The organism is Nonomuraea sp. 3N208, assembly GCF_052245935.1.
Taxonomy (GTDB): Bacteria; Actinomycetota; Actinomycetes; order Streptosporangiales; family Streptosporangiaceae; genus Nonomuraea.
The window spans coordinates 251,386-271,095 of the sequence record NZ_JBQQBR010000008.1; the positions used below are offsets into that span (position 1 = coordinate 251,386).

Annotated in this window: 24 protein-coding genes; 7 read left to right on the top strand and 17 right to left on the bottom strand. The window is 70.0% G+C overall.

The features are described from left to right. The first annotated feature begins 80 nt into the window (after positions 1-80). A complete protein-coding gene (miaB, locus tag ACTWPT_RS14760; RefSeq protein ID WP_443177912.1) occupies positions 81-1,577 on the top strand; it encodes a tRNA (N6-isopentenyl adenosine(37)-C2)-methylthiotransferase MiaB in 1,497 nt (498 codons plus the stop codon). Between the two features lie 81 nt (positions 1,578-1,658). Here the strand turns inward: miaB and ACTWPT_RS14765 are convergent, their stop codons facing one another. Further along, complete coding sequence (locus ACTWPT_RS14765; RefSeq protein WP_443177913.1) at positions 1,659-2,099, bottom strand: tautomerase family protein; 441 nt, start codon at positions 2,097-2,099, stop codon at positions 1,659-1,661. 94 nt (positions 2,100-2,193) lie between these two features. On the opposite strand from ACTWPT_RS14765, the gene ACTWPT_RS14770 reads away from it, so the two are divergent. Continuing rightward, positions 2,194-2,700: a winged helix-turn-helix transcriptional regulator gene (locus ACTWPT_RS14770; RefSeq protein ID WP_443177914.1), complete on the top strand. Its 507-nt coding sequence runs from the start codon at positions 2,194-2,196 to the stop codon at positions 2,698-2,700. A gap of 150 nt (positions 2,701-2,850) precedes the next feature. On the opposite strand, the gene ACTWPT_RS14775 is transcribed toward ACTWPT_RS14770, so the two are convergent. Then, positions 2,851-3,063, bottom strand: a complete 213-nt coding sequence (locus ACTWPT_RS14775) for a hypothetical protein (protein ID WP_443177915.1) — start codon at positions 3,061-3,063, stop codon at positions 2,851-2,853. 96 nt (positions 3,064-3,159) lie between these two features. Further along, the gene (locus ACTWPT_RS14780) at positions 3,160-3,831 is read right to left on the bottom strand and encodes an HNH endonuclease family protein (protein ID WP_443177916.1); all 672 of its coding nucleotides are present in this window, start codon (positions 3,829-3,831) and stop codon (positions 3,160-3,162) included. A gap of 249 nt (positions 3,832-4,080) precedes the next feature. Between ACTWPT_RS14780 and ACTWPT_RS14785 the strand changes: the two genes are divergently transcribed. From ACTWPT_RS14785 to ACTWPT_RS14795, 3 genes are all read left to right on the top strand, one after another. Next, a complete protein-coding gene (locus tag ACTWPT_RS14785; RefSeq protein ID WP_443177917.1) occupies positions 4,081-5,064 on the top strand; it encodes a helix-turn-helix domain-containing protein in 984 nt (327 codons plus the stop codon). 67 nt (positions 5,065-5,131) lie between these two features. Continuing rightward, entirely contained in the window at positions 5,132-5,398 is a 267-nt protein-coding gene (locus ACTWPT_RS14790) for a ribbon-helix-helix domain-containing protein (RefSeq protein WP_327584463.1), read from the top strand. A gap of 29 nt (positions 5,399-5,427) precedes the next feature. Beyond that, a complete protein-coding gene (locus ACTWPT_RS14795; protein ID WP_443177918.1) occupies positions 5,428-5,814 on the top strand; it encodes a hypothetical protein in 387 nt (128 codons plus the stop codon). A gap of 41 nt (positions 5,815-5,855) precedes the next feature. On the opposite strand, the gene ACTWPT_RS14800 is transcribed toward ACTWPT_RS14795, so the two are convergent. The 8 genes from ACTWPT_RS14800 to ACTWPT_RS14835 form a co-directional block, all read right to left on the bottom strand. Next, entirely contained in the window at positions 5,856-6,158 is a 303-nt protein-coding gene (locus tag ACTWPT_RS14800) for a helix-turn-helix domain-containing protein (protein WP_443177919.1), read from the bottom strand. A 138-nt stretch (positions 6,159-6,296) separates the two neighbouring features. Then, complete coding sequence (locus ACTWPT_RS14805) at positions 6,297-6,641, bottom strand: hypothetical protein (protein ID WP_443177920.1); 345 nt, start codon at positions 6,639-6,641, stop codon at positions 6,297-6,299. A gap of 86 nt (positions 6,642-6,727) precedes the next feature. After that, a complete protein-coding gene (locus ACTWPT_RS14810; RefSeq protein WP_443177921.1) occupies positions 6,728-7,486 on the bottom strand; it encodes an SDR family NAD(P)-dependent oxidoreductase in 759 nt (252 codons plus the stop codon). A gap of 247 nt (positions 7,487-7,733) precedes the next feature. Continuing rightward, positions 7,734-10,010, bottom strand: a complete 2,277-nt coding sequence (locus ACTWPT_RS14815) for a tetratricopeptide repeat protein (protein WP_443177922.1) — start codon at positions 10,008-10,010, stop codon at positions 7,734-7,736. Positions 10,011-10,029: 19 nt separating this feature from the next. Further along, on the bottom strand, positions 10,030-10,785 hold the full coding sequence (locus ACTWPT_RS14820) for an SCO6745 family protein (RefSeq protein ID WP_443177923.1): 756 nt from the start codon (positions 10,783-10,785) through the stop codon (positions 10,030-10,032). 48 nt (positions 10,786-10,833) lie between these two features. Next, a complete protein-coding gene (dapF, locus tag ACTWPT_RS14825) occupies positions 10,834-11,646 on the bottom strand; it encodes a diaminopimelate epimerase (protein WP_443177924.1) in 813 nt (270 codons plus the stop codon). 9 nt (positions 11,647-11,655) lie between these two features. Then, entirely contained in the window at positions 11,656-12,561 is a 906-nt protein-coding gene (gene miaA / locus ACTWPT_RS14830) for a tRNA (adenosine(37)-N6)-dimethylallyltransferase MiaA (protein WP_443177925.1), read from the bottom strand. 13 nt (positions 12,562-12,574) lie between these two features. Next, positions 12,575-13,063 (bottom strand): methylated-DNA--[protein]-cysteine S-methyltransferase, encoded by a 489-nt coding sequence (locus ACTWPT_RS14835; RefSeq protein ID WP_443177926.1) that lies wholly within the window; start codon positions 13,061-13,063, stop codon positions 12,575-12,577. 37 nt (positions 13,064-13,100) lie between these two features. Here ACTWPT_RS14835 and ACTWPT_RS14840 point away from each other — a divergent pair, with 37 nt between their 5' ends. Next, positions 13,101-14,015, top strand: a complete 915-nt coding sequence (locus ACTWPT_RS14840) for a ribonuclease Z (RefSeq protein WP_443177927.1) — start codon at positions 13,101-13,103, stop codon at positions 14,013-14,015. On the opposite strand, the gene ACTWPT_RS14845 is transcribed toward ACTWPT_RS14840, so the two are convergent. From ACTWPT_RS14845 to ACTWPT_RS14870, 6 genes are all read right to left on the bottom strand, one after another. Continuing rightward, positions 13,991-14,641: a hypothetical protein gene (locus tag ACTWPT_RS14845; RefSeq protein ID WP_443177928.1), complete on the bottom strand. Its 651-nt coding sequence runs from the start codon at positions 14,639-14,641 to the stop codon at positions 13,991-13,993. The genes ACTWPT_RS14840 and ACTWPT_RS14845 overlap by 25 nt on opposite strands. A 33-nt stretch (positions 14,642-14,674) precedes the next feature. Beyond that, a complete protein-coding gene (locus ACTWPT_RS14850; RefSeq protein WP_443177929.1) occupies positions 14,675-15,415 on the bottom strand; it encodes an isocitrate lyase/PEP mutase family protein in 741 nt (246 codons plus the stop codon). 132 nt (positions 15,416-15,547) lie between these two features. Further along, positions 15,548-16,105: a hypothetical protein gene (locus ACTWPT_RS14855; protein WP_443177930.1), complete on the bottom strand. Its 558-nt coding sequence runs from the start codon at positions 16,103-16,105 to the stop codon at positions 15,548-15,550. A gap of 761 nt (positions 16,106-16,866) precedes the next feature. Further along, complete coding sequence (locus ACTWPT_RS14860) at positions 16,867-17,190, bottom strand: PepSY domain-containing protein (protein WP_443177931.1); 324 nt, start codon at positions 17,188-17,190, stop codon at positions 16,867-16,869. A gap of 35 nt (positions 17,191-17,225) precedes the next feature. Further along, complete coding sequence (locus ACTWPT_RS14865) at positions 17,226-18,464, bottom strand: sensor histidine kinase (protein ID WP_443177932.1); 1,239 nt, start codon at positions 18,462-18,464, stop codon at positions 17,226-17,228. Beyond that, positions 18,461-19,138: a response regulator transcription factor gene (locus ACTWPT_RS14870; protein WP_443177933.1), complete on the bottom strand. Its 678-nt coding sequence runs from the start codon at positions 19,136-19,138 to the stop codon at positions 18,461-18,463. The genes ACTWPT_RS14865 and ACTWPT_RS14870 overlap by 4 nt, the downstream gene beginning before the upstream one ends. Before the next feature lie 93 nt (positions 19,139-19,231). Here ACTWPT_RS14870 and ACTWPT_RS14875 point away from each other — a divergent pair, with 93 nt between their 5' ends. Then, positions 19,232-19,648, top strand: a complete 417-nt coding sequence (locus ACTWPT_RS14875) for a hypothetical protein (RefSeq protein ID WP_443177934.1) — start codon at positions 19,232-19,234, stop codon at positions 19,646-19,648. Positions 19,649-19,710: the final 62 nt, after the last annotated feature.

Here is a 19,710-nt window from a genome sequence, read left to right on the forward strand (position 1 = left end):
ATCACATCCGGCCGTCAAGCTGGTCTTTTAGATCGGTGAGGGCCGTTGCAAGCCCGACACCGATTACCCTTGAACATGCCATGACTGTGACCCAGGAGGGCGCCCGCACGTACCAAGTGCGCACATACGGGTGCCAGATGAACGTGCATGACTCCGAGCGGCTGTCGGGCCTGCTGGAGGACGCCGGCTACGTGCCCGCGCCGGACGGCGAGACCGCCGACGTGGTCGTGTTCAACACGTGTGCCGTGCGGGAAAACGCCGACAACCGCCTCTACGGCAACCTCGGCCACCTCAGGCCGGCCAAGACCCGTAACCCACGCATGCAGATCGCCGTGGGCGGCTGCCTAGCGCAGAAGGACCAGGGCGAGATCGTCCGCAAGGCGCCGTGGGTGGATGTGGTGTTCGGCACCCACAACATCGGCTCGCTGCCGGTGCTGCTGGAGCGGGCCCGCATCGAGGGCGAGGCGCAGGTCGAGCTGAAGGAGTCCCTGGAGGTCTTCCCCTCGACGCTACCCACCAAGCGCGAGTCTCCCTATGCGGCCTGGGTGTCCATCTCGGTCGGCTGCAACAACACGTGCACGTTCTGCATCGTGCCGTCGCTGCGCGGCAAGGAGAAGGACCGCCGTCCCGGCGACATCCTTGCCGAGGTCCAGGCCTTGGTGGACCAGGGCGTCCTCGAGGTCACCCTGCTCGGCCAGAACGTCAACACCTACGGCGTGGAGTTCGGCGACCGCTTGGCCTTCGGCAAGTTGCTGCGTGCGTGCGGCGACATCGACGGCCTGGAGCGGGTCCGCTTCACCTCCCCGCACCCGGCCGCCTTCACCGACGACGTGATCGCCGCCATGGCCGAGACACCCAACGTGATGCACCAGCTGCACATGCCGCTGCAGTCGGGCTCTTCGCGCATTTTGAAGGCCATGCGGCGGTCGTACCGCGCCGAGCGCTATCTCGGCATCATCGAGCGCGTGCGCGCCGCCATGCCGGACGCCGCCATTTCGACGGACATCATCGTCGGCTTCCCGGGGGAGACCGAGGAGGACTTCCAGGGCACGCTCGACGTCGTCCGCCAGAGCCGCTTCGCCAACGCCTTCACCTTCCAATACTCCATCCGCCCCGGCACCCCGGCGGCCACCATGCCCGACCAGGTGCCCAAGGAGGTCGTCCAGGAGCGCTACGAGCGGCTGGTCGCCCTGCAGGAGGAGATCTCCTGGGAGGAGAACAAGACGCAGGTCGGCCGGACGCTGGAGGTGCTGGTGGCCGAGGGCGAAGGACGCAAGGACGACGCCACCCGGCGGTTGTCGGGCCGGGCGGCGGACAACCGGCTCGTGCATTTCTCGGTGGGGTCCGAGGTGCCGCGGCCTGGTGACATGGTGACGGTCGAGGTGACGTACGCGGCGCCGCACCACCTGGTGGCGGACGGGGCCGTGCCGTCGGTCCGGCGCACTCGGGCGGGCGACGCCTGGGAGGCCCGCCAGGCCGGCCCGGCGACCGGGCCCGGGGTCCTGCTGGGCATGCCCACGATCGGCCGTCCCGACCCGCTGCCTGCCGCGCCGACGGGTGCCTGCTCGGCGCACTGAGGCGACGTTTCCGTCACGTCATGGCCGGCCGTGACGGCAGAGTCACCCGCGACCTCCGGCCGGCCGGCGGGACCGCAGCAGTCAGGCGGGCTGCTCGAAGACGAAGTTGATGATGTCGGGGAGCCGGACGACGCGGCCGAACGCTCCCCAGTTGCCGTCGGGGATCTCGACGATGTGCACCCATGCGGACGGCTCGGTGGAGAACCGGTCGGGATCGTCGTCGGCCTTGGCCAGCACGGCCGTGACCCGCCGTACCATCTCGGCGCGCTTGTCATCGTCCAAGGACCCCGCCGGAACGCTCACCCGGACCACGTATCTGGCCGGCTCGTCCGCCGCCACCGGGCGCCCGCCGACAGACCAGGCGTCCACGTCCTGGAAGATCAGCCAGGATATGGACCTCGCGGCCGCGGTGTCGGGGGCGCCCTCCACCTGCATGACCTCCGCGACGAGCTCCTCGGACAAGCGGGCGCGCTGGTCCTCGCGGAGCGAACCGCGGGGAGCGAACACTTCGACGAACGGCATGTCGTCCTCCCTTGAGGGTTGCTTTATTGAACTTACTTCCAAGCGGAAGCTATCCCGGGTGCATTCAATAAGGCAACCCTCTAGGCTGAACGACATGCGCCGAACCAGCTTCGCCGACATGAGCTGCGCCATCGCCCGCAGCGTGGAGATCGTGGGGGACTGGTGGACGCCCCTCATCATTCGTGACGTCTATCTGGGCGTCAGCCGCTTCGACGACCTGGTCACCGATCTCGGGATCTCCCGCAATCTGCTGACCGCCCGGCTCGATTACCTGGTCGACCAGCAGATCCTCGAACGGCGCCCCTACCAGGAGCGCCCCCCGCGCCACGAGTACGGCCTCACCGAAGCCGGCCGGGATCTCGTGCCTGTGCTGATGGCCCTGATGGCATGGGGTAACCGGTGGGCCGGGCTGACGGACGGCCCACCGGCCCTCCTCGAACACCGGCCCTGCGGAAACCTCTTCACCCCGCTGATCGTCTGCCCGCACTGCGGGGAGCAGGTCACCGCCGACGACGTCAAGGTCCACCCTGGGCCGGGAGGTCGCGTGGGACCCGGCACCTGGCTCCTCGCCGAGCGACTCACTCAATCGGACCCGTCGTGATGCCAGAGCCGATCGGCCCGGTTGCAGCGATTGCCCTGTCCGTCTCCACTGCATGTCCCAGCGTCGCAGGTGGAATCGGCAGCCAGGCCCGGTCGGCGGCGGATCGCGTTCCCACGGCCCGCCGCCTGTGACTCTCCGGCCTGGAGCGGATCAGTCGCCGCCGTCCCGCAAGGCCGCCACCTGCCGGTTGATCTCATGGAGGAAGGTCATGATGTCGTCGGCTTGCCAGCCGAAGAAGAGCTCTATCTCCTTGGGAGAGTTCCGCGACAGCGAATCGATCAGGCTGTTGAAGAGCAGCGTCAGCTCTCTGTCCGACAGCTCCCAGCGGTAGGTGTCGCCCTCGCCGCGCTCCAGCGTCGCCATCAGTTGTCCTTGTTCCAGTCCAGCCATTCGTTGAATTGCTTCTTGGTCATCTTCCTGCCGGTGGCCGACCAGTCGCTGCTGTCAGTAACGAGGGGATCAGCAGTTCTCGAGAATCGACTCCATCGCGTTCTTCTCCGCCGACGTGACCCAGACGTCGTACTTCGCCTTCACGTCGATCTGGCGGGCGATGTACGTGCAGCGGTAGGACTTGCGCGGCGGGAGCCAGGTCGCCGCGTCCGAGTCGCTCTTCTGGCTGTTCAGCGGACCGTCCACGGCCAGGAGGTTCAGGGGGTCGTTGGCGAACTCCTTGCGCTCGGTGGCCGACCACTGCTGGGCGCCCTTCTGCCAGGCGTCCGACAGTGGGATCACGTGGTCGATCTGGACGTCCATGCTCGTGTCCTGGCCGCGTTTGAACTCGATCGTCTTGCCGCTGTAGGGATCGTTCAGCGTGCCGGTCAGGACGATGCAGTCGTGGGTGCCGCGCTTGAAGGTCTCGTCCTCCAGGTCGCGCTTCAGGATGTCGTTACGGGTATCGCAGCCGTTGCGGTCCACGTCGGTCCACGCCGGGCCGAACTCGTCGCGGTCGAAGCCGGTCTTGGGTGCCCGCCCTTTGACGGCCAGCTTGGCGAGCTTCTTGCGGGCGTCCGAGACCGAGGCCGAGTCGGGCTTGTCCGGGGTGTCGGGGCGCGTGGACTGCGCGTCTAAGCCGCCGCAGCCGGTCAATACCGCCATCGTGGCCAGACCGGCCAGGAACGTCCGAACCCGCACCCCTACCCCCAGACTTCGCCTTTCGTAAAGTCAAGGTATAGCAAGTGCCCGTAAATGGTCTTATAACGCCTCAAGAGCCCCTAGCCTCCCACCTTGGCGCGAACGGGACCTCGCGCAGACGGGCGGACAGCGCGCTCACCGCTTCGAAGCGGGCGGCGAAGGCGGCGGCGGGGCTCTAGTCCCACAGGTAGTAGGACCACGCCTTGTCGTACGCTAATTAGGGATCATGACACGTCGGGAAGAGGCGGCATGGCGCAGCGGCGCTTACTCGAAGGACTTGGGGTCACGGTCGCTGAGGAAACGGCGTACCGGGCTTTGCTCAGACACGGTCCCGCGACGCTGAGCGAGCTGGCCGCCGAGACCGGCTCGTCCGCCGCCGCCATTCGCCGCATGTTGCCCCGGCTGGAGGATCTCGGCCTGATCTCCCGCGTGGCCGGCCGCCCCCTCCGCCTCATCGCCACTCCACCCACCATCGCCATCGACATCCTCGTCGCCCGCCGCCAGGAGGAGCTGACCCACAGCCGCGCCGCCGCCGCGCTTCTGGCCACGGAAGTCGCCGCTCGCAGCGGGCCGCAGCCGGAGGAGGTGCTGGAGGTGGTGACCGGCCGCGACGCCGTGGCGCGCCGCTACCTCCAACTGGAACGCAACGCCACGCGGGAGATGCTGGTGCTGGTGCATCCGCCGTACGCGGTGGACATCAGCGACGACCGGGAGAATCGGCAACGAGCGGCCCGCAGGGGAGCTCCCGTCACCCGCGGCATCTACAGCCCTCAGGCCTTCGAACACCCCGGCATGCTGGCCCACACGCGCCGCGCCATCGCCGACGGCGAGCAGGCCAGGCTTGGCCAGGTGCCGGTCAAACTGGCCGTCGCCGACGCCCGCACCGCCATCCTGCCGCTGGTCTCCGATGAGGACCAAGCCGTCGAGAGCGCCCTCGTGGTCCACCCGTCAGCGCTGCTCGACGCCCTGGTCGGCCTGTTCGAGACGCTGTGGCGAGCCGCCGTGCCGCTGCGCCTGTCGACGGAGGGCCTGGAACAGGAGCGAGAGGCCCCGGACGCCGAGGTGCTGGCCCTGCTGGCAGCCGGCATGAAGGATGATGCCATCGCCAGGCAACTGGGCCTGAGCCCGCGTACGGTGCAACGCCGCGTCCAGGTACTGAGCGAGCGACTGGGCGCCAGAACCCGCTTCCACGCCGGCTTCCTCGCCGCCCAGCACGACCTGCTGTCCAGGTGATCAGGACCGTCCCGCCTTTCTTTGGGTTGCGTAGATCAACCAGGTATTACTGGGGTACCGTGATGGTATGACCGAGAAGAGGGCGATCAGCCTGCCAGACGAGGACGCCGCATGGCTCGATCAGAAGGTGCAGTCAGGCGATGTCGCTTCTTTTTCGGCGGGCGTGGCCGCGCTGATCGCGGGCGCTCGTCAACGAGAAGCCTGGCTTGCCCGCGACGCGGAAGCCTTCGGTGAGCCGCTTCCCGACGATCCGGATCGTGAGGACTACTGGGCCGCTCGGCTGCGTCGCTCCACAGCCGAGGTCCTCGACGACAACAAGCACGATGCCGCATGATTCGCGGTCGCGTCCTGCACACCCCGGCCGTGGTCGGCTACCTCGGCGGTGACAAGGACCTGCGCATCATGCTTTCGGCCGCGGCTCGCGAGATGGTGACCCTCATCCTGCCCTCCACTGTGCTTACGACGGCCACCAGCGGCTATCCAGAGCTGTACTTCGCACGGCTCAATGCCCGCGTCGAGGCACTACTGTCGAACCCTTCCGTCGTCGTCGACCACCTTGTCGACCGAGGCGGCAGCGCTGAACGCGCGATCCGATCCGGTTTCCTCATGAACGTGCTGGGTCTCACGGTCGAGGATGCGCAGACTGCGGATTTGGCTCTCAACCGATCGGCCCCCGTGCTGACGAGCCGGGCCGGTGCTACGAGGCTCGCGAAGATCGAGCCACGGCTGCCGTTCGACCTGATCAACTGACCTGCCATTACGGCGACATCAGCTTCTTATGCGACGTTAGGTCACGCGACCAAGTTGACGCTTTCTCCGAAGACGGTCAGGGTGACGGTCGCTTGGTCGTCCGATGCCCTGGCATAGCTGCGGAGGGTATCCACCTTCAGGTCGATGGCCATCGCGCTTTCGATGGCGGACACACGGGCCTGGGTGACACCCATACGCTCGGCGACCTTCCGCTGAGTCAAGCCCAGGCGCTTGCGGATCTCGCCCAAGCGCAGTCCTGCCCGCAGCAGCGCGGCTTCAGCGCGGATGGCTTCCATCTCTCCAGGGACGTCGAAGATCTCAGTCAGATCATTGCGCTCATTCATCGTCATTCTCCAACTTCCGCCACAGTTCGTTACTGCCGTAGGCCTCGCCGATCAGAGGGTCACAGAACATCCTGCTGCTGACGTTTCGCTTGTCGCCATGTGCGCTAGATGACTGTTTCGCCGAGCGTCACGGCTCTTCTAGGAACGAACCCGTGTCGCGGCGAATGACACTGCCAGCGCCGCGATCACTGGAATCGCGGTATAGAAGATCAGGAACAGCAGGCCCACCGGCCAAAGCCCCTGGCCGCCTCCGCCCTCCCGGACGACACCGATAAGAAAGAGGACGTAGAAGGGACTCGCTGCTAGCAGGCCCCACCAGAGCCCGCCTTGCGGGACGAACCATGCAGCCGTCCCGGAGAGAACGGCTAGGCCGAGGAAAGCCAGGAGCAGGAACGGTGAGTCGAAGAAATCTCGCGGTGCGCCGGGCGAGACCACGGGCGAGGTCAGGTGACATACTCCGGCAGCGACGGTTCCCATGATCACTAGGACCAGGATCCAAACTACGGCGTCGGTGAGACGAGGCATGGAACCATTCCTTGTGTCGGGTGCTTGTAAGCGCTTCGAATCTTCTAGGTGATGAGCATTCCGCCGTCCACCGGCAGCGTCACCCCGGTGATGTACGAGGACGCGTCGCTCGCGAGAAAGATCGCGGCGGCCACCAGTTCGGCCGGGTCGCCAGGCCGGTCCATGACCACCCGCGCCTCCATCATCCGCTCCAGATAGCCGGGTTTGTACTGCTCGGTCATCTCCGATGCGAAGAAGCCCGGCTCCAGGCAGTTGACCCTGATCCCGCGCCGCCCGGTCCACTGCTGGGCCAGATCGCGGGTGAGCCCGATCACCGCCGCCTTGGACGCGCTGTAGGCGGCCTGGGGCAGTCCGGCCGTGGTCTCGCCGAGCACACTGCCGATGTTCACGATCGATGAACCCGGCGGCATGACCCGCGCGCACGCCTGCGCCATCCAGTACGTCCCGTGCAGGTTGACGTCGATGACCTGTCGGAACTCCTCGGGCGTCTCGCGCACCGCGGGCACGGCCGTGGCGATACCGGCGTTGTTGATCAGCACGTCGACGCTGCCCAGCGTCTCGACGGCGGCGGCGACGAGCGCCGTGCAGTCCTCGTGACGTGCGACGTCCGTCGGCACGGCGACGCACCGGCGGCCGGTCTCCTCCACCAGCCGCCGGGTCTCCTCCAGCCGGTCCGCGCGCCGGGCGCCGATCACGATGTCGGCGCCCGCCTCGGCCAGCCCGCGGGCGAAGGCCACCCCCAAGCCCGACGAAGCCCCGGTGACGATCGCCACCTTCCCGTCCAGCCGGAACAGCTCCAGCACGTCAACCCCCGCCCTCCCGGTCGAGACCGAAACGATCTCGCACGCGCGTTTCGTTAGGACGAGAGTGCCACACCGCGTGCCTCCCTTCGGGAACGGCCCCGACGCGCACGTGCTGCCGAGGCCGGAACGCTCCGGCCTCCGCATGCTGTCCAGACCGAAACGCCCCGGCCCCGACATGGTGTCCAGACCGAAACGCCCCGGCCCCGACATGCTGTCGGGACCGGGGCGCCCAGCACCTCGGAGGCCCTTAGAGGCCGTATTCCTTGACGATCCGCTCGTGCCGCTCGACCTCGACGTCGATCTCCCGCGCCAGGTCCAGCCAGGCCAGCGGATGCACCCACCGCTCGGTCGCGTCGTCGAGCAGCGCGTCGACCTCGGAGGGCGCGACGTCCGGCGGCACCGCGACCCAGCCGAACACGCCCGGCAGCGGCTCCCCGCTCGTCGGGTGGTTGACCTTGTAGTTCTCGTCGCTGTAAACCCACATCGGCCAGCCGCGCTCGGCCATGACCTCGGTGAACTCTGCCCAGTCCTCCTCGCTCGGCGCCGCGCCGTCGAAGAAGTAGCTGGTGTAGCCGCCGGGCCGCAGGATGCGCACCGCGGCGAAGGGCGGCACGAAGTTCTGCTGCTCCTGCGGGTCCTCCGGCACGGGCTCCAGCAGCTGCGGGTCGAAGACCACCAGGTCGCCGGCGTTGTAGTCCATGCCGCGCGGCTGCGGCAGGGCCAGCCTGGCGGTGGCGGGGCCGGTGCGGATCGACAACACCTGGCGCTGGCCGCCGTCGGGGGCGGGGAGGATGACCCTGATGAGGCCCATCTCCTCCTCGATCGGCCCTTCCTTGGACTTGATCGGCATGCCGATCTTGGCCGCGCCCCTGCGCACGGTGTCCCAGTCCTCCGCCGACGTGGCCATGACGATCATGCGCCAGACGTCCTCGTCGCCGAGCTCGTCGATCACCTCGAGCAGTGACTGGGCGGCCTTGGCGTTCTGGTCGAGCTGCTGGGCGGCGCTGGACAGCAGGCGGCGGGCCTCGATGCCGGCCCCGGCCGCAACGGCGTGCTCGGCGGCGTCGAGCGCCTCCTCCCACCGCTCCCGCGCGCTGTGCAGGCGGGCGAGCGCCACCTGCTGAGCGGCGTGCGGCAACAGCGCGGCCATCTGCTCAAGCCGCTCGTCCTGGCGGGCCTCGATGAGCAGCGTGGTGAGGAAGGTCACGTCGTCTTCCTCGGCCTCGCCGATCTTGCCGGAGTCGACGAGCAGGCTCCAGTAGATGTCGGCGCCAGTGGCGGGGTAGCCGAGGAAGCCGAGCGTGGTGGTGTGGCGGCGGGTGGCCTCGAGGTCCTCGCCGGACAGCGGCGCCAGCCAGCCGACCCACTTCTCCGGGTCGGCATTGAAGCCGTCGGCCGCGTCGAACTGGCCCACCCGCTCCTCGAGCGCCCCGGGGGCCTCGGGCTCGGTGGCGGCGTCGGCGGCGGCCCGCAGTGCGGCGATGCGCTCGGCCACGCCCTCGGTGTCATGCAGCTCGGCGGTGCCGGACTCGGCCAGGTCGGCCAGCAGCCTGGCCTGCCACAGGCCCTGCCGGGCGACGGCCAGGTCGCCCGCGATCAGCGCGAGCTCGACGCGGGCGCGGTAGCCGCCCATCATGCCGAAGTAGTCGATCCACTGGCGCAGCACGCGGCCGAGCTGCCAGGTGTTGGTGATCTGCGAAGAGCCGGCCAGCATGCTGACCGCCTGCGACCACTCGACGAACACCCGCGGGTGCTCGCCCACCACGTCGAGGTCGGGCAGCGCGTCCACGGACTCGGCGATGCGGCCCAGCGTGGCCAGGATCAGCGCCCGGCGCACGCCGTCGCGGTGCTCCTTGGCCACCGGGTCGTCCGGCTGGAACCCGGCGGCCGCCTGCAGCGCGGTGAGCGCGTCCTCGGCGCGGCCGACCGCCAGCAGCGCGCGGGCGCTCTCCGCGCCGAGCTCCCAGCTGGCCTCGCGCCCGGCCACGCGCAGCCGCTCGACGGCGGACTCGGCGTAGGTCACGGCCTCACCCGGCTTGCCGGCGTCGATCAGGGCGGCGACGTAGTGGGTCACGAGCCCGGTGAAGGCGGGCTTCTCCGGGCTCATGCCCTCGATGTAGGTCCCCAGCGTCTCCAGACGCTCGCTTGCGTAACCGGGGCCGTCGGTGTTGGCCCACGTGACGGCCAGCGCCTCGACCGCCGCCGGGGCGGACGGGCACTCGCGCACGTCTTCGCGCTGGGCGAACGCCAGCAGCTGCTGCGCGTCGTCGATGGCGACCGCGCCCTGCGCCCGGTCGCCGATGCGGCCGATCAGGTGCCAGTAGCGGGCGTAGAACTCGAGCCACGGCAGCTCCAGGGCTTCTGCCTGCTGCGCGATGGCCGGGGCCATGACGTCCAGCTGCGGATATCGGCCCTCGTAGGCCTGTGCGGGGAGGTCTCCCAGCGCCATGGCGAGGCCAACGTTGCCCGCCTCGGAAAGCTGCTGCTGGGTGTCGCCGACCCAGGCCCAGATGTCCACGTCCATGGGCAGTCAGTCTGCCAGGTCAACGAGCGTGCCCAAAACGCAAGAGCTCGATCAGCTCGTCCGTTTCTCCGTCGTTCAGGACCGAAAACACGGGCGCCATGAGATCGTCGGTACGCTCTTCGACCTCCACCCGGCGCGCCACCACCTCGGGCGTCGGCGTGGCGTAGGGCTCGGGCCAGGTGAAGAACTTGGCGATCATCTCGCCCGCCGCGAGCCCGAAAGGGGTCGCGTCGTGGGCGGCGGCCAGCGTGGCTTCCAGCGGGTGCAGCCCGGCCGCGATCACGACGTTGGCGTGCAGGCCACCGCGCAGCTCGCGTACGCAGTGCATGAGCTGGACGGCCCGCGCGGGCGGGTCGTCGGCCAGCGGCACCTTCCGCCAGCCCGCGAACAGCGGGGCGCCGGTGGAGGGTGCCCGCTCGACGACGCGTTCGAGCAGCTCGGCGATTCTGGCGCAGCCGTCGTAGCCGCCGAGCTTGCGCCTGCCCCAGGCACGGCACGCCTCGGCGTACAACTCGACGGCCCGGTCGACGGGGAGCTTGCGGCCGCCGTTCCAGCTCTCCTCGACGTGCTCGGGCGGGAAGAAGACGACGACCGAATTGACCACGTCGGCGTCGCACTCGCCGAGCACGCCGCAGCGGCCCCTGAAGTAGAGCTCGCGGGCGCCGAGGCCGAGCTCGTCGCAGATCGCCTTGGCCTCTCGGGAGACCATGAATCCGCCGCCGAACTGGCCGATGGGCCCTTTCGCCTGCGCTGCGGTGGTGCGTGGGTCTGCCATGTCCACCTCTCGGTTCGCGAAGTAGACCCAGAATCCCTCAGGAGAACATCATTCTGCAAGCATCAGGTCCCCGCTCGCCACGAGGACGGCAGGACCGGAAAGGTAGCTCGTGTCCTCATCGAGGATGACGGTCAGCGTGCCGCCCAGCACCTCGACGGTCCAGGTGCCGGTGGTGTCGCCCGACAGGGCCGCGGCCGCGACCGCGGTGGCCACCGCGCCGGTGCCACAGGCGCGGGTCTCGCCGCAGCCGCGCTCGAAGACGCGCATGACTGCGCGGCTGACGCCGACCGGGTTGAACAGCTCGATGTTGACCCCTGTGGGGAAGACGCCGGTGTCGAAGCCGGGCTGGTGGGTGAGGTCGAGCTGGACGACCGGGTCGCCGATGGGGCAGGCCAGGTGCGGGTTGCCCATGTCGACGTAGACGCCGGTGTATTCGTGGCCGCCGACGTTGGCCACGCTCTCGCCGCGCACGACGGGCTTGCCCATGTCGACCGTGATGTCGCCGTTGGGCTCGACGCGGATCCTGCGTACGCCGCCCCGCGTGGCCACCGCGAACTCCTGCGGATCGGCCAGCCCGGCGTCGATCAGGTAGCGGGCGAACACACGCACGCCGTTGCCGCACATCTCGGGCGTGCTGCCGTCGGCGTTGCGGTAGTCCATGAACCACTCGGCCGCGGCCGCCTGTCCGGCCACCTCGGGACACTGCTTCGTGCGCACCACCCGGAGCACGCCGTCGGCGCCGATCCCGGCCCTCCTGTCGCAGATCTTGGCGACGAGCGCAGCCGACACGTCGACCTCACCGTCGGGATCGGGGAGGATGACGAAGTCGTTCTCGGTGCCGTGCCCCTTCAGAAAGCGCATTGTAGGAGTTTATGCGTAAGGATGGCCGGCGACACGCGCGAGGGAGCGTTCGAGGAGGTCCGGGGCGTCGTACGGCAGCCAGCACACCCGCGGGTCGCGACGGAACCACGACTCCTGGCGGCGGGCGAAGCGCCTGGTGGCCCTGATCGTCTCCGCGATCGCCTGCTCCTCGCTCCACTCGCCCTCGAGGAAACGGATGACCTGGGCGTACCCGAGGGCGCGGCTCGCCGTGCGGCCCTCCGCCAGCCCGTGGCCGAGCAGCGTCCGCACTTCCTCGACCAGGCCCGCCTGCCACATCCGCTCGACCCTGAGCGCGATCCGCTCGTCCAGCTCCGGTCTGGGCACGTCGAGGCCGATCTGCACGCTCGGGTAGACGGCGTCGTACGACGGCATCGTGGCCGAGAACAGGCGGCCCGAATGCTCGATCACCTCCAGCGCGCGCACGATGCGGCGGCCGTTGCTGGGCAGGATGGCCGCCGCGGCCGCCGGATCCCGCTCGCGCAGCCGCTCGTACAGCGGGGCCGGGCCGCGCTCGGCCAGCTCCGCCTCCAGTCGCGCCCTGATGTCCGGGTCGGTGCCAGGGAACTCCAGGTCGTCGAGCGCCGCCCGGACGTACAGGCCACTGCCGCCCACCAGCACGGGTACCTCGACGGCGTCGATGACCTTCCTGGCCAGCCGCTGGTACTCGGCCACGCTAGCGGTGACCGTGACGTCCCAGATGTCCAGCAGGTGGTGCGGGACACCGCGCATCTCGGCCGGGCTCAGCTTGGCGGTGCCGATGTCCATCCCGCGGTAGAGCTGCATGGAGTCGGCGTTGACACACTCGCCCCCGAGGCGGAGCGCGAGGTCCACGGCGAGGTCGGATTTGCCGGCCGCGGTGGGGCCGACGATGGCGATGACAGGCTGCTGGCGCACATCCACAAGTGTGCTAGAGGTCGAGGAGTGTGGGCTGCAGATAACCCTCGTGGGTCAGCAGCCAGCGCTTGGTCTCCACGCCCTCGCCGCCGCTGAACCCGCCCAGACCGTTGCCCGCCGCGATCACCCGGTGGCACGGGACGACGATCGGGATCGGGTTAGAGCCCATGATCGAGCCGATCCCGCGGGCCGGCACCGTCGACCCGCTGAGCCGGGCCAGCTCGCCGTAGGTGACGGCGGTGCCGTACGGGACCTTGTGCAGGGCCTGGAGCACCTGGAGCCGCGTGCCGGACATGAGCCGCCAGTCCACGGGCGTCTCGAACTCCTTGAGGTCGCCGGCGAAATAAGCATTCAGCTCCGCGACCACGGAGGCCGTACGATCCGAATCATGGACCTCCGCCAGCCCGAGCCGGTCGGCCAGCCGCGCACGGGAGCCCCAGCCCGACGCGACGAGACCGGCCTCGGTGACGGCCAGCACGAACGGACCCACCGGCGTTGCCACGTCAGCGAAGGCGACGCTGTCTCCTCTTGGGGCCATCGTGTCCTCACGTGAGCTCGTGGTGCTGGGCACCTCCAGTGCTGTCCCTACCCGACACCGTAACCACAATGGCTACCTTCTGTGCTGGGACGGTCAGGGCTTCCTTTTCGACCCGGGGGAGGGCACACAGCGGCAAATGGTGCACGCTGGGCTGAGCGCGCACGACGTGCACTGGGTGTGCGTGACGCACTTCCACGGCGACCACTGCCTGGGCGTGCCCGGGGTCATCCAGCGCATCGCCCGCGACAAGGTCAGGCATCCGGTGCGGGCGGTGTTCCCGGCCTCCGGAGAGACGTACTGGCGGCGGTTGCGCCACGCCGCCGCCTTCGCCGACACACCGGTCATCAGCGAGCATCCCATCTCCGGCGACCTGGCCGGCGTCGGGCCGATCATCGCCCGCCGCCTGTCCCATCCCGTCGAGTCGTACGGCTACCGCGTCCAGGAGCCGGCCGGGCGCCGCATGTTGCCCGACAAGCTGGCAGCCCATGGGATCCGCGGCCCGGAGGTCGGCGAGCTGCAGCGCACCGGGTCCGTACGCGGCGTCACCCTCGAGGAATGCAGTGTGCCCAAACCGGGGCAGAGCGTGGCGTTCGTCATGGACACCCGGCTCTGCGACACGGTCTTCGAGCTGGCATCCGGCGTGGACCTGCTCGTCATCGAGTCCACGTTCCTGTCGTCGGAGAGCGCGCTGGCCAAGGAGTACGGGCACCTGACGGCGTTCGAGGCAGGGTTGGTGGCGGCGGACGCGGGGGCGCGCAGGCTGGTGCTCACGCACTTCTCTGAGCGGTACGGGTTCGGCGACGAGCCGGCGTTCGTGGCCGAGGCGCGGCGCCACTACGACGGGGAGGTCGTCCTCGCTCGCGACCTGATGACGATCCCGGTGCCGCGCCGTCAGGTCCAGAGCCCGGCGACGTAGCCGACGCCGTACGGGGCGGCCCGCATGAGCAGGCGTCCGTCCAGCCCTGCCGTCTCCGCGGCTCCGGCCAGCACCTGCAGGGCGGCCCGGCCGCTCACCCACAGCCGGTTCGCCTCCACGGGGTCCAGCGCGGCGAGTGGTTCGGGGGTGGCGGTGGCGACGGCGTGCGCGATCAGGTCGTCGTACGGCTGCGCCGCGTCGTCGTACCTGCCGGGCGCCTTGGGGGTGAGGCAGGCCGAGCCGTCCGCCATGACCAGCAGCGCCACCCGATCCCCGGCCGCCGCCAGCTTGGCGCCCAGGGACAGGCATTCCTCGGTCGTGGCGTCGAAGGCCACGGAATGGAAGGCGTCAGGGGTGTGGTCGGGCAGGAGGCAACGGCCGACGGTCAGGGACAGCGGCAGGACCGGCTCGCCCGGGCCGGCCGCGACGTCCAGGCCCCAAGGGCGCAGGGTGCCGGCCGCGTGGCCGCCGTACGAGGCGGCGTGGTCGGCCCCGCCCACAACGATCAGTGTGTCGGGGCGGGTCGCGAGGAGGCCGGCGATCGCCGTGTCGCAGGCGGAGCGGAGGTCGGGCAGCTGGGTCACGATCAGCGGAGTGGGCGGGCAGACGGCCGCGGCGGCAAGCACGAGCGCAAGCGTACGGTGCCGCCCGCCACCTGGTCAGTAGGGGTTGTGTCCGTCCCGCACCTTCGCGAAGAGGCTCGTGGCGTAGGCATGGGCCGCCTGGTGCAGGCCGCCCCCGAAGCTGATCCTGGCCACTCCCAGCTCGGCCAGCCGTCCGAGCGACGGCGTGCCCGGCCGGAAGAGGATGTTGACCGGCCTGCCGACCTCGGCGACCAGCGCCCGGATCGTGTCCTCGTCGGCCAGCGTGATCGGGTACACGCAGTCGGCGCCCGCCTCCAGGTAGAGGCGCCCGCGTTCGACGGCCTCCTGCCTGGAGGTTCTGCCGTGGAGGAAGGTGTCGATCCGCGCATTGATCACCAGAGCCTGCCCGGCGGCCGCCCGGAGCTCGGCCAGGAACTCCGCCTGTGCGCCCGGGTCGACCAACTCGCCGGTGCGGGGGTCGGTGTCCTCCAGGTTGCAGCCCACGGCGCCGGCGGCGGCAAGCCGTTCCACCAGTTCGGCGGGCTTGAGCCCGTAACCGCGTTCCACATCCGCCGTGACCGGCACGTCCACGGCCCTGGTGATGCGGGAGACGGCGGCCATCATCTCCTCGACCGGCGCGCCTTCGCCGTCCGCGAACCCGAGCACCCTCGCGACGGCGGCGCTGCCGGTGGCGACCGCCGGGAAACCGGCCTCCTGTACGGCGCGCGCGGAGGCGGCGTCCCAGATGTTGGGCAGGACCAGGGGGCTTCCGGGCACGTGGAGCGCGCGCAGCACGTCCGCCTTGTCAGTCGTCATGCGACGAGCCTATGGAGGAGGGTGGCTCCCACCGTAGGTCCAATACGGTCCATTAACGGCATGCCACTTCACATGGACCGGCTCTCAGCACCCTGGAGCACGGACCGGCCCCTGCAACGCTGGCCGACTCGGTCAGCAGCCGCTCGCGGAGCACTGGCCGGAGACTTCGCCCGCCGGGCCGTCCGCCGGTGTGTCGGCCTCCGGCGCCTGCGGCGGCTTGGTGGGGGAGGACGTCGAGGGCCTCTGGCCGGTGCCGGTCTGGGTCGTGCCGCGCGAGGGGTCGGAGCCCGTCGAGGTGTCCGAGCCGGTGTCCGAGCCGGTGGGGTCGCCGCCGGTGCCCGTGTCGGTGTCGGCGTCACCCATGCTGCCGTCGTCGGGCAGGCCGTCCTTGGGAGCGTCGGTGGCGACGTCGCCCATGGTGGCGTCGTCGTCCTGCAAGTTCGGGCCGGCGCTCTGAGACGGGGCCGGCCCACCGGTGCCCTGCTGTGTGGCGGGCGTGGGGTTCGCCGCCAGCATGTAGCCGATGCCGCCCGCCGCGAGCACGGCGACGAGCGCCGAAGCGGCGATGGCGATGATCTTCTTGTTGTTCTTCGAGGGTTCGGCGCCGCGGCCGTCGCTTCTCTGGGCCAGGCGGACATCCCCTGGTCCGGACAGGATCTCGGGACGATCCGGCTCGCTCGGATCTTGCATTGCGGTGACATCTCCCTGCGGTCGTATCGGGGGAAAACTCGTCGGCTTCGAGGGTGATGGACCACACTAGCCGCAAGAGAGGAATGCTCGCACACCAATCACAAAGGAATCACGACTTGTCCCCGCTTAGATCCATTTCCGCAGGTAGCCGCGGGCACCTGCGATCGGTGGCAGGAGCGGCCGGGGTCCTCGTCACCGCGGTCCTGGGAATATTCCTGGCATTCACCGGTTCCTCGGAACGGTCCTCACAAAGAACTCAGGAAATGGATGAGGAAACGCGGCTTTCCGTAAGATCGAATTCACCCTCCGCTACTTCCGCCGTCTCCCATATGGCATTGATCGCATCGCCGACGCGGGTCCATGGAACGTTCCATATCACGGTCCCCGTCCCGGCCCCGTGGCTGCAGGCCGTGCCCCCGCCTGGAGCGGTGGTCCCGTCGTCCACCCCGGCGCCGCCGATCACCCAGGCAGCCCGCCCCCAGTGGTCGGCGGCTCCCCGGACACCCGTACCCAAGCCTCCCAAGCCGAGCCGCCGAGTAGGCTCACCCACCCCGCAGGCACCTCCCTCCGAGCGACCGGAGTCAAAGCGGCCGGAGCCGGAGCCGAAGCGGCCACCGATCTTCGTGGGGGAAGTCGCCGACCCCTGTGCCACCTTCCATGACTTCCGGCGGCAACCTTGCTACAGCTTCCTGAACCGGCTCGCCGGATAACGTCAGCGGCCCGCCACCGATGACGGTGGCGGGCCGGTCACAGTGCCGGGATCAGTCGTCGTCCCGATCGCCGTCGTCGTCGGCCCGCTTCGTGCCGTGCTCGGTGACCTTGCCGGTGGCCGCGTCGACGTCCACTTCGTACCGCACCGAGCCCTTGGCCAGCTCGATTTCCCACACGTCCGGCCGCGTACCGCGCCGGTCGTAGTCGAGTTCGCTGACCCAGGCGCCGGGCACCTGCTCGTGCGCGATCTCCATGGCCTTCTCGGCCGTGACCTTCGGCGCCGCGGCCGCCGTGGCTGCGTAGGCCGCGCCCCCGCCGGCGACGAGCGCGACGATCCCGGTACCGACAATGATGAGCTTCTTCGTGATTCGCATGACTCCAGGACATCGGGATGCCGGGTAACCGCGCGCTAACCAGTGGTTAAGAGCACCTCTACGCACGTCCCGCGCCTTGGCGGCGAGGAAACGGTCAGCCGGCCGCCGGACGACTCGGCCGTGCGCCGGGCGATGTCGAGCCCGAGCCCGGTCGAGCCGCCCCCGCTGTTGCCGCGCTCCAGCAGCGCCGGATCGAACCCGGGCCCGGAGTCCTCGACCGCCAGCAACGCCCCGGACGGATGCGGCGTCAGCCGAACGGACATCGCGGCGCCTTCGGGCGTGTGCGCGAAGACATTGCCCAGCAACGCGTCCACACATGCCGTCAGATCCTCGGCGCCCACCGCGACCGGCAGCGGGGCGGACGGAAACGAGACCGACACCTCTCGCCCCTGGTCCTCGGCCAGCACCGACCAGAACCGCACCCGCTCGCGCACCACGGCCGCCGCGTCGCACGACGCGTGCCCGGCCGTGCGGCGGCGCGCCTCCGTGATCACCGCGCTCACCGCCCGCTCCAAGGCGTCCGCCCGCGCCTGCACGCGCGCCGCCTCCTCGGGATCGCGCAAGGACTCGGCGTCCAGCCGGAGCGCCGTCAGCGGAGTACGCAGCCGGTGCGACAGGTCAGCCACCGATTCCCGCTCGGCCGCCAGCAGCTCGTCGATCCGCCCGGCCAGATGGTTGAGCGCCAGCGCCACCGAGCGCACCTCGGGCGGCCCGCCCGGCTCGGCCCGGGCGGTCAGGTCGCCCCCGGCCAGCCGGTGCGAGACCCGTGCCAGCCCGTCCACCGGCCGGGTCACGGCCAGCGCCAGCCGGTCGGCCAGCACGATACCCAGCACCACCAGCGCGAGACCGAGCACCAGCAGCGCCGTCCACGCCTCGCGCACGCCCCGCGTCAGCTCGGCGTCCGGCACGAAGACCCTGATCACGGCCGTGCCCTCGGGCGACTGCCCCGAGACCAGCACCTCCCTGCCGCCTGCGACGTGGGCGGTCACGCTGCGCCCAGTCGCGGCCAGGCGTACGGCGTCAGAACGGGGGGCCGCCGCACCCACCGTCCGCCCGTCGGGCAGGAACACCGTCACCGGACGCGACACCTGCTCCACCGCCAGCTCCAGATCGGGCGTGCCGACCGCGACCGCCACGGACTCGGCGGCGGTCGTGGCCCGGCTCATCGCACCGTTCTCGGCCACCGCCCGGATCAGCAGCGCCATCGGCACCAGCAACGCGATCAGGACGAGGGACGTTGTCGCCGCCACCAGCAGTGCCAGCCACCGCCTCATGACGGATCGACCAGTTTGACTCCGACGCCGCGGACCGTGTGCAGATAGCGAGGTTCGGCGGCGGTCTCGCCGAGCTTCCTGCGCAGCCACGACAGGTGCACGTCCACGGTTTTGTCCGCGCCCCCGTACGGCAGCTGCCACACCTCCGTCAGCAGCTCCCGCTTGGTGACCACTTCGCCGGGCCGGGCGGCGAGATGGTGCAGCACGTCGAACTCGCGCGGCGTCAGATCCAGCGGCGTGCCGTCCAGCGTGGCGGTACGCGCCCGCGGGTCCACCCGCAGCGCCCCCACCGCGAGCGGCTCGGGCGCCGACCCGCCCGCCCGCCGCAGCACGGCCCGGACCCGCGCGTCCAGCTGCGCCGCGCTGTACGGCTTGACCACATAGTCGTCGGCCCCCGCGTCCAGCACAGGCACCATTTCGGCGTCGCCGTCGCGTGCCGTGGCGACGATGACGGGCACGCGGCTGACCGCCCGCAACATCCGCAGCAGCTCCACCCCGTCCAGGTCGGGCAGCCCCAGGTCGAGCACGATCAGGTCGGGCCGGTCCTGTACGGCCAGCCGCAGTCCGTCCAGCGCCGTCGGCGAGGAGGAGACGGCATGGCCCAGCTCCCGCAGCCCCCGGCCGAGCGCCGTACGGATCGCCACGTCGTCCTCGATGAGCAGGATGTCAGCCATATACATGAACGTAGACGGTCGCTGACCCTGCCTTGAGAGCCCTTAGCGTCCCCTTAACCCCGCCTTAGCGTGACATGGGGGAAGCTGGGGGCGATGAAGAGACTCGTACTGGCCTGGGCCGTCACGGCCGTGGCCGTCACCGGAGCGTCCCTGGCAGTTCTCGGCCTGGTCGGCGCCGGGGTCACCGGGACCGCCAGCCGCGTGCTCAGCCAGGAAGAGGCCCGAGCGGCCCTGGCCACCGCCACCCCACGCGCCGCCACCACCGCCTCGGCCGGCACGCCCGCGCAGTGGCAACAGGGCAAGCTGATCCGCAGCGCGGGCGGTACCGTGATCGCCTCATGCACCGGCGACCAGGTCGTACTCCGCTCGTGGAGCCCGGCCCAGGGCTACTCTGTGGACGGCGTGGAACCGGGTCCCGCGAACGAGGCCACGGTGGAGTTCGAGCCCGACGAGGGCGAAGACGTCGAGCTGAAGATCGTCTGTGTGAGCGGGAGCCCCGCCGCGCATTGACGTCATGACGGCGCAGCTCAGCCGGCTGCCTCGGCTGTGGCAAGCGACGCCATGACCCGCGT

Coding starts and splice junctions, on each gene's coding strand:
- ACTWPT_RS14785 (WP_443177917.1), top strand. CDS start 4,081: ATGGCGCAGCGGCGCTTACTCGAAGGACTTGGGGTCACGGTCGCTGAG.
- dapF (WP_443177924.1), bottom strand. CDS start 11,646: ATGCGCTTTCTGAAGGGGCACGGCACCGAGAACGACTTCGTCATCCTC.
- ACTWPT_RS14855 (WP_443177930.1), bottom strand. CDS start 16,105: ATGCAAGATCCGAGCGAGCCGGATCGTCCCGAGATCCTGTCCGGACCA.
- ACTWPT_RS14850 (WP_443177929.1), bottom strand. CDS start 15,415: ATGACGACTGACAAGGCGGACGTGCTGCGCGCGCTCCACGTGCCCGGA.
- miaB (WP_443177912.1), top strand. CDS start 81: ATGACTGTGACCCAGGAGGGCGCCCGCACGTACCAAGTGCGCACATAC.
- ACTWPT_RS14875 (WP_443177934.1), top strand. CDS start 19,232: ATGAAGAGACTCGTACTGGCCTGGGCCGTCACGGCCGTGGCCGTCACC.
- ACTWPT_RS14765 (WP_443177913.1), bottom strand. CDS start 2,099: ATGCCGTTCGTCGAAGTGTTCGCTCCCCGCGGTTCGCTCCGCGAGGAC.
- ACTWPT_RS14790 (WP_327584463.1), top strand. CDS start 5,132: ATGACCGAGAAGAGGGCGATCAGCCTGCCAGACGAGGACGCCGCATGG.
- ACTWPT_RS14820 (WP_443177923.1), bottom strand. CDS start 10,785: ATGGCAGACCCACGCACCACCGCAGCGCAGGCGAAAGGGCCCATCGGC.
- ACTWPT_RS14870 (WP_443177933.1), bottom strand. CDS start 19,138: ATGGCTGACATCCTGCTCATCGAGGACGACGTGGCGATCCGTACGGCG.
- ACTWPT_RS14860 (WP_443177931.1), bottom strand. CDS start 17,190: ATGCGAATCACGAAGAAGCTCATCATTGTCGGTACCGGGATCGTCGCG.
- ACTWPT_RS14800 (WP_443177919.1), bottom strand. CDS start 6,158: ATGAATGAGCGCAATGATCTGACTGAGATCTTCGACGTCCCTGGAGAG.
- ACTWPT_RS14865 (WP_443177932.1), bottom strand. CDS start 18,464: ATGAGGCGGTGGCTGGCACTGCTGGTGGCGGCGACAACGTCCCTCGTC.
- ACTWPT_RS14770 (WP_443177914.1), top strand. CDS start 2,194: ATGCGCCGAACCAGCTTCGCCGACATGAGCTGCGCCATCGCCCGCAGC.
- ACTWPT_RS14775 (WP_443177915.1), bottom strand. CDS start 3,063: ATGGCGACGCTGGAGCGCGGCGAGGGCGACACCTACCGCTGGGAGCTG.
- ACTWPT_RS14815 (WP_443177922.1), bottom strand. CDS start 10,010: ATGGACGTGGACATCTGGGCCTGGGTCGGCGACACCCAGCAGCAGCTT.